The organism is Polaromonas sp. P1_G2 (assembly GCF_056405515.1).
On the sequence record NZ_JBFUBY010000225.1, the window covers coordinates 1 to 7,744 of the forward strand.

Genomic DNA, 7,744 nt, shown 5'->3' on the forward strand with positions numbered 1-7,744 from the left:
GACCTGGGCGGCTCGCTGGGCCGGCGTGAAGCCACCGGCCGCGGCGTGTACACCGTGGGCGTGGAAGCCGCCAAACACATCGGCCTGGACATCGCGAGCTCGCGCATCGCGGTGCAGGGCTTCGGCAACGTGGGCGGCGTGGCGGGCAAGCTGTTTGCCGAAACCGGCGCGCGCGTGGTTGCCGTGCAGGACCACGGCGGCACGATTTACCGCGAGGCCGGCCTCGACGTGCCGGCCCTGCTCAAGCATGTGGAAGCCAACGGCAGCGTGGCCGGCTTCGCGGAAGCTGAAGTCATCGCCAACGACGCGTTCTGGGACGTGGAGTGCGACATCCTGATCCCCGCCGCGCTCGAGCAGCAGATCACCGCGGCCAATGCCGGGCGCATCAAGGCGCGCATGATCATCGAAGGCGCGAACGGCCCCACCACGCCGGCCGCCGACGACATCCTGCACGACCGCAACATCCTGGTGCTGCCGGACGTGATCGCCAACGCCGGCGGCGTGACGGTCAGCTACTTTGAATGGGTGCAGGATTTCTCCAGCTTCTTCTGGGACGAGGAAGAAATCAACAAGCGCCTGGTCAAGATCATGAAAGACGCCTTCGCCGGCGTCTGGCACGTGGCGCAAGACCAGAAGGTCAGCCTGCGCACCGCGACCTTCATCGTGGCCTGCAAGCGCATCCTGCACACCCGCGAGCTGCGCGGCCTCTACCCCTGATGGCCGAAGCGCCCGACGGCCCTGGCGGGCGGCCTGCGATGGCCGCTTTTCGCCTGCCCGCGGCAGCGCTCTTTCTGGGCGCGCTGGTGGCGGCCCTGGCGGCGCTGCTGGGGCCTTTGCTCGACGGCCCGGCCGTCGCGCGCTGGACCGTGCAAAGCTACGAAGAAGAAAACCTGCGGGCGGCCTTCGCACTGGTCGGTATTCGTCACCTGCCGATGTTCCTGCTCGCGGTGGCCGCCGGCAATGCCGTCTTCAGGCTGCTCAAAAGCACCTCGCCCGCGATGGTGGCGGTGAGCGCCCTGCCTTGGCTGCTCTACGTGGTTGTGACCGGCACGATGGAATCCATGGCCGTCGATGAAAGCCCGTTCAGCTGGATGGGCTATGAGCCGGCCTATTTCATCTGGCCGCATTTCGTCGCCATCCCCCTGGGGCTGTATGCGGCCAGCCGCATGGTGCGGCGGCGCAGTGCAATGCCAGCGCCCGGCTGAGCCGCTACTGCAGCGTTTCCTTGAGCGCCGCGGGCAGCGGCAAGGGCATCACGTCAATGCCCTCTTCCAGCAACTCGGCGGCTTCGCGCACGCTAGTCTGGCCGCGAATGCTGCGCGCATCCTGCTCGCCATAGTGCATGCGGCGCGCCTCATCGGCAAAACGCGTCCCCACATCTTCGGTGTTGGCCAGCACATGGCGCACAGCCTGCAGGAATGCGGCCTGCTGCGCCTGGCTTGCGCCGGACGGTGTTCCGGCGACCGCGGTCAGGCTGCGAGTCGCCGCGCTTTCTTCCGTCTTCACGGCTGTCGAGGATGCCGGATTGCCGGAGACATCCGGGTCCTGGCGCCCGCCCAGGTTGAGCCGCGGCGCGCTCGGGAGTTTTTGCACGCTTTTGTCGGCGCACATCGGGCATTCGACCAGGCCGCGCGACAGCTGGCCCTGGAAATCGTCTTCGGACGCAAACCAGCCTTCAAACGAATGCTGGTGCGAACATTGGAGATTCAGGACTTTCATGCGCGGATTATCGCCCCGCGGTCACGAAGCGGCAGCCTGCCAGTCCAATGCCCATGCGCCCGACAGCACGTTCTGCAGCCACAGCGCGCCGGTCAAGGTTTTTGCATCGGTCACCCGGCCGTTCGCGCACCAGGCCAGCAGCTCGGTGGGCGTGGCGGTGAAGACGTCGAGGAATTCGCCGGCATCGAGCTTGCGCGGGCCGGGCACCAGCCCGCGCGCGAACCAGATGTCGATGAACTCGGTGGAATAGGAGATCACCGGGTGCAGCACACCGGCGCGGGCCCACTCGCGTGCGGTGTAGCCGGTTTCCTCAAGCAGTTCGCGCTGCGCGCAGGCCAGCGAGTCTTCACCGGGGTCGAGCTTGCCGGCGGGGAATTCGACCATGACGGCCTGCACGGGGTAGCGGTATTGGCGCTCCAGCACCAGGCGGCCGTCGTCGCCCTGGGCGACGATCATCACAGCGCCCGGATGAATGATGTATTCACGCGTCGCCTGGCTGCCGTCGGGCAGGCCGACGGTGTCGCGCATGGCGTGCAGGAAGTGGCCCTTCAAAATCTCGGTGGAAGCCAGCCGTGTCTCGACCAGGTGCGCATCAGCCGGCTTGCCGGCGTCATCAGGGCCCGGCGGGGTTTTCATGAGCGGTGCTTGAAGAGATAGCGCCAGGTGAAACCGGGAAAGGCAAAGGTGATGAAGAGCGCGCCGGTGATGGCGTAGAACTCCCAGCCCTGCGGTGCGATCTGGCCGGTACGCTGCTCGAGGTACAGGCCCAGGCCGCCGACGAGAAGGTACCAGACCACCATCTCCCCCACGCGGGTGGCGAGGTTTTTGGGCTGATTCAGGGCGTAGACCGCGAACAGGCGGTTGCTGACAAAAGGCAGGTTGGCCGCCAGCAGGGCCAGCAGCACGACCAGCCAGACCGAGGCCGTCTGCGTCATGAACCCAGGGATTTGACGATGCTGCTGATGGACTGCGAGCACAACGTCATCAGGCCGCCGGGCAGCATGCCCAGAACCAGGATGAGCGCGCCGTTGATCGCCAGCACCACCTTGGCATCCGTCGGGCCGGAGACCGGCTGGGCATTGTGGGCCAGCGGCGCGTCAAAGTACATGACCTTGACCACGCGCAGGTAATAAAACGCGCCGACCAGCGACATGAGCACCGCGAAAACCGCCAATACGATGTAGCTGGCCTGTTGCGATGAAATCAGCGCCTGCAGGACGGACAGCTTGGCATAAAAACCCACCAGCGGCGGCAGGCCGGCCAGCGAGAACATGCTGATGGCCATCACGCCTGCATACAGCGGGCTACGCTGGTTCAGGCCGGCCAGGTCGACGATGTCCTCCGACTCGTGCCCGGCGCGCGCCAGCAGCATGATGATGCCGAAGGCGCCCAGGGTGGTGAGCACATAGGTCAGGGCGTAGAACATCGCCGCGCTGTAGGCGGACTCGGTGTTGAGCTGGTTGCCGTTGACCACGCCGGCCAGCAGGCCGAGCAGCAGGAAACCCATCTGGGAGATGGTCGAGAACGCCAGCATGCGCTTGAGGTTGGACTGGGCGATGGCGGCCAGGTTGCCGACCAGCAGCGAGCCTATCGCCATCAGGGCCAGCATCTGCTGCCAGTCGATCGCCAGCGGCAACAGGCCTTCCACCAGCAGGCGGATGCAGATCGCGAAGGCCGCGAGCTGCGGCGCGCCGCCGATCAGCAGCGTAACAGCGGTAGGCGCACCTTGGTAAACGTCGGGCAGCCACATGTGGAAAGGCACGGCCCCCAGCTTGAAGGCCAGGCCGGCCACGATGAAGACCAGGCCGAAAATCAGCACCTGGTGTTTGACCTGGCGGCTGGCGATGGCGTTGAACACCTCGTTGAGGTCCAGGGAGCCGGTCGCGCCGTACAGCATCGACAGGCCGTAAAGCAGGAAACCCGAGGCCAGCGCGCCCAGCACGAAATACTTCATGGCCGCTTCGGTGGCGGTGGCGTTGTCGCGGCGCAGGGCCACCAGCGCATAGCTGGACAGCGTGAGCAGCTCCAGGCCCATGTAGATCACCAGGAAGTTGTGGCCCGAGATCATCACGAACATGCCCAGCAGCGCGAACAGGCTCAGCGTGAAAAATTCGCCGCCGCGCAGCATCTCGCGGTCCGCGGCATAAGGCCGGCCGTAAACCAGCGTGATCATCACGGTGATGCAGGCAAAACACTTGAGCCAGCCGCCCATGGGGTCGCTGACCACCATGTTGCCGAAACCGTAGAAGGTCTGCCCGCCCACTGCGTAGGCGGCCTCCATGGCGCCCACCACGGCCAGGGTCAGTAGCGTGAGCACATAGGTGAGCGTGCGCTGGGGCGTCTTGACGCCCAGGTCCACCAGCGCGATCACGCAGGCCATGGTCAGGAGGACGAGTTCGGGGTAAACCGCGATCCAGGAGAGTTTGTCTATCATCTGAATTCTTTGTAGTTTCAGTTCAGCTTGGACGTCGCGACGTGCTTGAGCAGGTCCGCCACTGAAGTGTTCATCACGTCCGTGAAGGGCTTGGGATAAATGCCCATGTACAGCACGGCAATGGCCAGCAGGGCCAGCATCAGGAACTCGCGGCTGTTGATGTCGGTGAGCGCCTTGACGTCCTCATTGGCCACGGGGCCCAGGTAGACCCGCTTGTACATCCACAGCGTGTAGGCCGCGCCGAAAATCAGCGCTGTCGCCGCCGCGCCGCCTATCCAGAAGTTGTATTTGACGGCGCCCAGGATCACCATCCACTCGCCGACGAAACCGGCTGTGGCCGGCAGGCCGCAATTGGCCATGGCAAACAGCAGCGCGAAGGCCGCGAACTTGGGCATGGTGTTGACCACGCCGCCGTAGCTGGCGATCTCGCGCGAGTGGACGCGGTCATACAGCACGCCGATGCACAGGAACATCGCGCCGGATACAAAACCGTGGGCAATCATCTGCACGATGCCGCCGGAGACGCCGAGGTCGTTGAAGATGAAAAAGCCCAGCGTGACAAACCCCATATGGGCCACCGATGAGTAGGCCACCAGCTTTTTCATGTCCTGCTGCACCAGCGCCACCAGGCCGACGTAGACAACGGCGATCAGCGACAGCGCGATCATCAGCCAAGCCCATTCGTGCGCGGCGTCCGGGGCGATAGGCATGGAGAAACGCAGGAAACCGTAGGCGCCCAGCTTCAGCATGATGGCGGCCAGCACGGCGGAGCCGCCCGTGGGCGCCTCGACGTGCACGTCGGGCAGCCAGGTGTGGACCGGCCACATCGGCACCTTGACGGCGAAGGCCGCGAAGAAGGCGAAGAACAGCAGCGTCTGTATCGTGCCGCCCAGCGGCAGCTTGTGCCAGGTCAGGATGTCGAAGCTGCCGCCCGACTTGTTGTACAGGTAGATCAGCGCCACCAGCATCAGCAGCGAGCCAAGCAAGGTGTAGAGGAAGAACTTGAAAGCCGCGTAGATCTTGTTGGGGCCGCCCCAGATGCCGATGATGAGGTACATCGGGATCAGCGTGGCTTCGAAGAACACGTAGAACAGGATGCCGTCCAGCGCCGAGAACACGCCGATCATGAGCCCGCTCAGGATCAGGAAAGAGGCCATGTACTGGTTCACGCGCGTGGTGATGGCTTCCCAGCTGGCGATGATGACCACCACGTTGATGAAGGCCGTCAGCAGCACGAACCACAGCGAGATGCCGTCGACACCCACGTGGTAATTGACGTTGAAGCGCTGGATCCAGCTGCCCTTTTCGACAAATTGCATGGCCGAAGTGCCCAGCTCGAAGCCGCCGTACAGCGGCAGCGTCACCCCGAAACTGACGACCGCGCCTATCAGCGCGATCCAGCGAACGCTGCGCGCCTGCTCGTCACGGCCCAGCGCCAGCAGAACCACACCGAAAACAATCGGTGTCCAGATCGCAAGACTCAACAAACCCATTCTTGTTCTTCCTTGATTTTGTTGAACTGATCAGCGATTGAGCCAGACGAAATACGTCATCAACACAAACACGCCAATGATCATGCCGAAGGCATAGTGGTAGATGTAGCCGGACTGCAGCCGGCGGACCATGCCGGAGACCCAGCCGATTACCTTCCAGGAGCCGTTGACCAGCGCGCCGTCGATCAGCTTCTGGTCGCCGCCCTTCCAGAGCGCGGTGCCGAGGGCGCGCGTTCCGCGGGCCAGCACGTTTTCATTGAACCAGTCGAAGTAGTACTTGTTCTCGAGCAGCGTGAAGATGGGCATGAACATGCGCTTGATCGCGGCCGGCAAGGCCGGGTTGACCATGTACATATACCAGGCCAGCACCGAGCCTCCCAGGGCCAGCCAGAAAGGCGGCGCCATCAGCCCATGCAGGGCCATCTGGGCCGGTCCGTGGAATAGCTGCTTGAGCTCTTCCATGGCAGGGTGTTTTTCAAGGTTCACGAAGATCGCGCCCTTGAAGAAATCGCCGTACAGCATGGGCTCAATCGTCATGAAACCGATGACTACGGACGGGATCGCCAGCAGGATCAGCGGCACCGTCACCACCCAGGGCGATTCGTGCGGCTCGTGGTGCTCGTCATGATGGCCGTGGTCGTCGTGGCCATGGTGGTGCGCGTCGGGGTTCTGGTCATAGCGCTCCTTGCCGTGGAACACCAGGAAATACAGCCGGAAAGAATAGAAGGCCGTCACGAAGACGCCCGCCAGCACCGCGAAGTACGCGAAGCCCGCGCCCGCCAAATGGCTTTCATGCACGGCTTCGATGATGCTGTCCTTGGAGTAGAAACCCGCGAACAGGGGCGTGCCGATCAGGGCCAGCGTGCCCAGCAGCGAGGTGATCCAGGTGATGGGCATGTACTTGCGCACGCCGCCCATCCAGCGGATGTCCTGGTTGTGGTGCATGCCGATGATGACCGAGCCTGCCGCCAGGAACAGCAGCGCCTTGAAGAAAGCGTGCGTCATCAGGTGGAACACCGCGACGGAATAGGCCGAGGCGCCCAATGCCACCGTCATGTAACCGAGTTGCGAAAGCGTGGAATACGCGACCACGCGCTTGATGTCGTTCTGGATGATGCCGAGGAAACCCATGAACAGGGCCGTGATGGCACCTATCACCATGATGAAACTGAGCGCGGTGTCGCTGAGTTCAAACAGCGGCGACATGCGCGCCACCATGAAGATGCCGGCCGTCACCATGGTCGCGGCGTGGATCAGCGCGGAGATCGGGGTCGGGCCTTCCATGAAGTCGCCCACGCGGTTGACCAGGAAGGCCTTCATGTTCGCGAAGATGGCGGTCGGCTTGTTGAACCAGAAACCGATCAGCAGGTAGGACACCAGGCCCACGGCCTCCCAGCCGAAGAACAGCTGCAGCATGTTGTTGCTCATCACCAGCATCAGCATGGAGAAGGTGAACAGCGAGATGTAGGCGAAGAAGCGGTTGTAGCCCTCGTCTTCTTCCATATAGCCTATGGTGTAGATGTGCACCATGAGCGACACAAAGGTCACCACGCACATCATCATGGCTGTGAGGCCGTCGACCAGGAAGCCGATCTCCATCTTCAGGCCGCCGACGTTCATCCAGGTGTAGAGCGTCTCGTTGAAACGCGCGCCGTCGACGGCCACGCTCTTGAGCGTCATCGCCGAGATGATGAAGGCCACCAGCACGCCGAGGATGGTCAGGGAGTGCGAGAGGCGGCGGCCTATCCAGTTGCCGCCGAAGGAGGTGCCGAGGATACCGGCCGCCAGGGCGCCGGCCAGCGGCGCCAAGGGAACGGCCAGCAGGGCCGATGCTGAGAGGGTTTGGCTCATTTTACTTTTAGCCCTGGAGCGTATTGAGTTCGTCTACGTTGATGCTGGACTTGTTGCGGAACAGCAGCACCAGGATGGCCAGGCCTATGGCCGATTCGGCCGCGGCGACGGTCAGGATGAAGAACACGAACACCTGGCCGGCCATGTCGTTCAGGTAGTAGGAGAAGGCCACAAAATTCATGTTGACCGCCAGCAGCATGAGCTCGATGGCCATCAGCAGCACGATCAGGTTTTTGCGGTTCAGGAA

At 63.4% G+C, this 7,744-nt stretch carries 9 protein-coding genes; 2 read left to right on the forward strand and 7 right to left on the reverse strand.

Going from position 1 to position 7,744, the window contains the following annotated elements; translation table 11 throughout:
• Both AC1D0P_RS19280 and AC1D0P_RS19285 read left to right on the forward strand, forming a co-directional pair.
• Positions 1-717 (forward strand): Glu/Leu/Phe/Val family dehydrogenase (locus AC1D0P_RS19280; protein ID WP_477678231.1); only part of this gene is annotated, 717 nt, incomplete at its 5' end.
• Positions 718-755: 38 nt separating this feature from the next.
• Positions 756-1,205, forward strand: coding sequence for a hypothetical protein (locus tag AC1D0P_RS19285; RefSeq protein ID WP_477654944.1), 450 nt, complete (start codon positions 756-758; stop codon positions 1,203-1,205).
• Positions 1,206-1,209: 4 nt separating this feature from the next.
• Here AC1D0P_RS19285 and AC1D0P_RS19290 read toward each other — a convergent pair whose 3' ends face one another.
• The 7 genes from AC1D0P_RS19290 to nuoK form a co-directional block, all read right to left on the reverse strand.
• The gene (locus AC1D0P_RS19290) at positions 1,210-1,719 is read right to left on the reverse strand and encodes a DUF1178 family protein (protein WP_477678232.1); all 510 of its coding nucleotides are present in this window, start codon (positions 1,717-1,719) and stop codon (positions 1,210-1,212) included.
• A 21-nt stretch (positions 1,720-1,740) separates the two neighbouring features.
• Positions 1,741-2,355: an NUDIX domain-containing protein gene (locus AC1D0P_RS19295; RefSeq protein ID WP_477678233.1), complete on the reverse strand. Its 615-nt coding sequence runs from the start codon at positions 2,353-2,355 to the stop codon at positions 1,741-1,743.
• On the reverse strand, positions 2,352-2,654 hold the full coding sequence (locus AC1D0P_RS19300; RefSeq protein ID WP_477678234.1) for a DUF2818 family protein: 303 nt from the start codon (positions 2,652-2,654) through the stop codon (positions 2,352-2,354). Before AC1D0P_RS19300 ends, AC1D0P_RS19295 begins: the two co-directional genes overlap by 4 nt.
• The gene (gene nuoN / locus AC1D0P_RS19305; RefSeq protein WP_477678235.1) at positions 2,651-4,153 is read right to left on the reverse strand and encodes an NADH-quinone oxidoreductase subunit NuoN; all 1,503 of its coding nucleotides are present in this window, start codon (positions 4,151-4,153) and stop codon (positions 2,651-2,653) included. The genes AC1D0P_RS19300 and nuoN overlap by 4 nt, the downstream gene beginning before the upstream one ends.
• 17 nt (positions 4,154-4,170) lie before the next feature.
• The gene (locus AC1D0P_RS19310) at positions 4,171-5,646 is read right to left on the reverse strand and encodes an NADH-quinone oxidoreductase subunit M (protein ID WP_477678236.1); all 1,476 of its coding nucleotides are present in this window, start codon (positions 5,644-5,646) and stop codon (positions 4,171-4,173) included.
• A gap of 30 nt (positions 5,647-5,676) precedes the next feature.
• A complete protein-coding gene (locus AC1D0P_RS19315; protein ID WP_477678237.1) occupies positions 5,677-7,497 on the reverse strand; it encodes an NADH-quinone oxidoreductase subunit L in 1,821 nt (606 codons plus the stop codon).
• A 7-nt stretch (positions 7,498-7,504) separates the two neighbouring features.
• Positions 7,505-7,744, reverse strand: a 240-nt coding sequence (gene nuoK / locus AC1D0P_RS19320; RefSeq protein WP_477678238.1) for an NADH-quinone oxidoreductase subunit NuoK, incomplete at its 5' end; no start/stop codon positions are given.

Excerpts from the sequence above, each read along its gene's own strand:
- AC1D0P_RS19285 (WP_477654944.1), top strand. The coding sequence starts at position 756 with ATGGCCGCTTTTCGCCTGCCCGCGGCAGCGCTCTTTCTGGGCGCGCTG.
- AC1D0P_RS19290 (WP_477678232.1), bottom strand. The coding sequence starts at position 1,719 with ATGAAAGTCCTGAATCTCCAATGTTCGCACCAGCATTCGTTTGAAGGC.
- AC1D0P_RS19295 (WP_477678233.1), bottom strand. The coding sequence starts at position 2,355 with ATGAAAACCCCGCCGGGCCCTGATGACGCCGGCAAGCCGGCTGATGCG.
- AC1D0P_RS19300 (WP_477678234.1), bottom strand. The coding sequence starts at position 2,654 with ATGACGCAGACGGCCTCGGTCTGGCTGGTCGTGCTGCTGGCCCTGCTG.
- nuoN (WP_477678235.1), bottom strand. The coding sequence starts at position 4,153 with ATGATAGACAAACTCTCCTGGATCGCGGTTTACCCCGAACTCGTCCTC.
- AC1D0P_RS19310 (WP_477678236.1), bottom strand. The coding sequence starts at position 5,646 with ATGGGTTTGTTGAGTCTTGCGATCTGGACACCGATTGTTTTCGGTGTG.
- AC1D0P_RS19315 (WP_477678237.1), bottom strand. The coding sequence starts at position 7,497 with ATGAGCCAAACCCTCTCAGCATCGGCCCTGCTGGCCGTTCCCTTGGCG.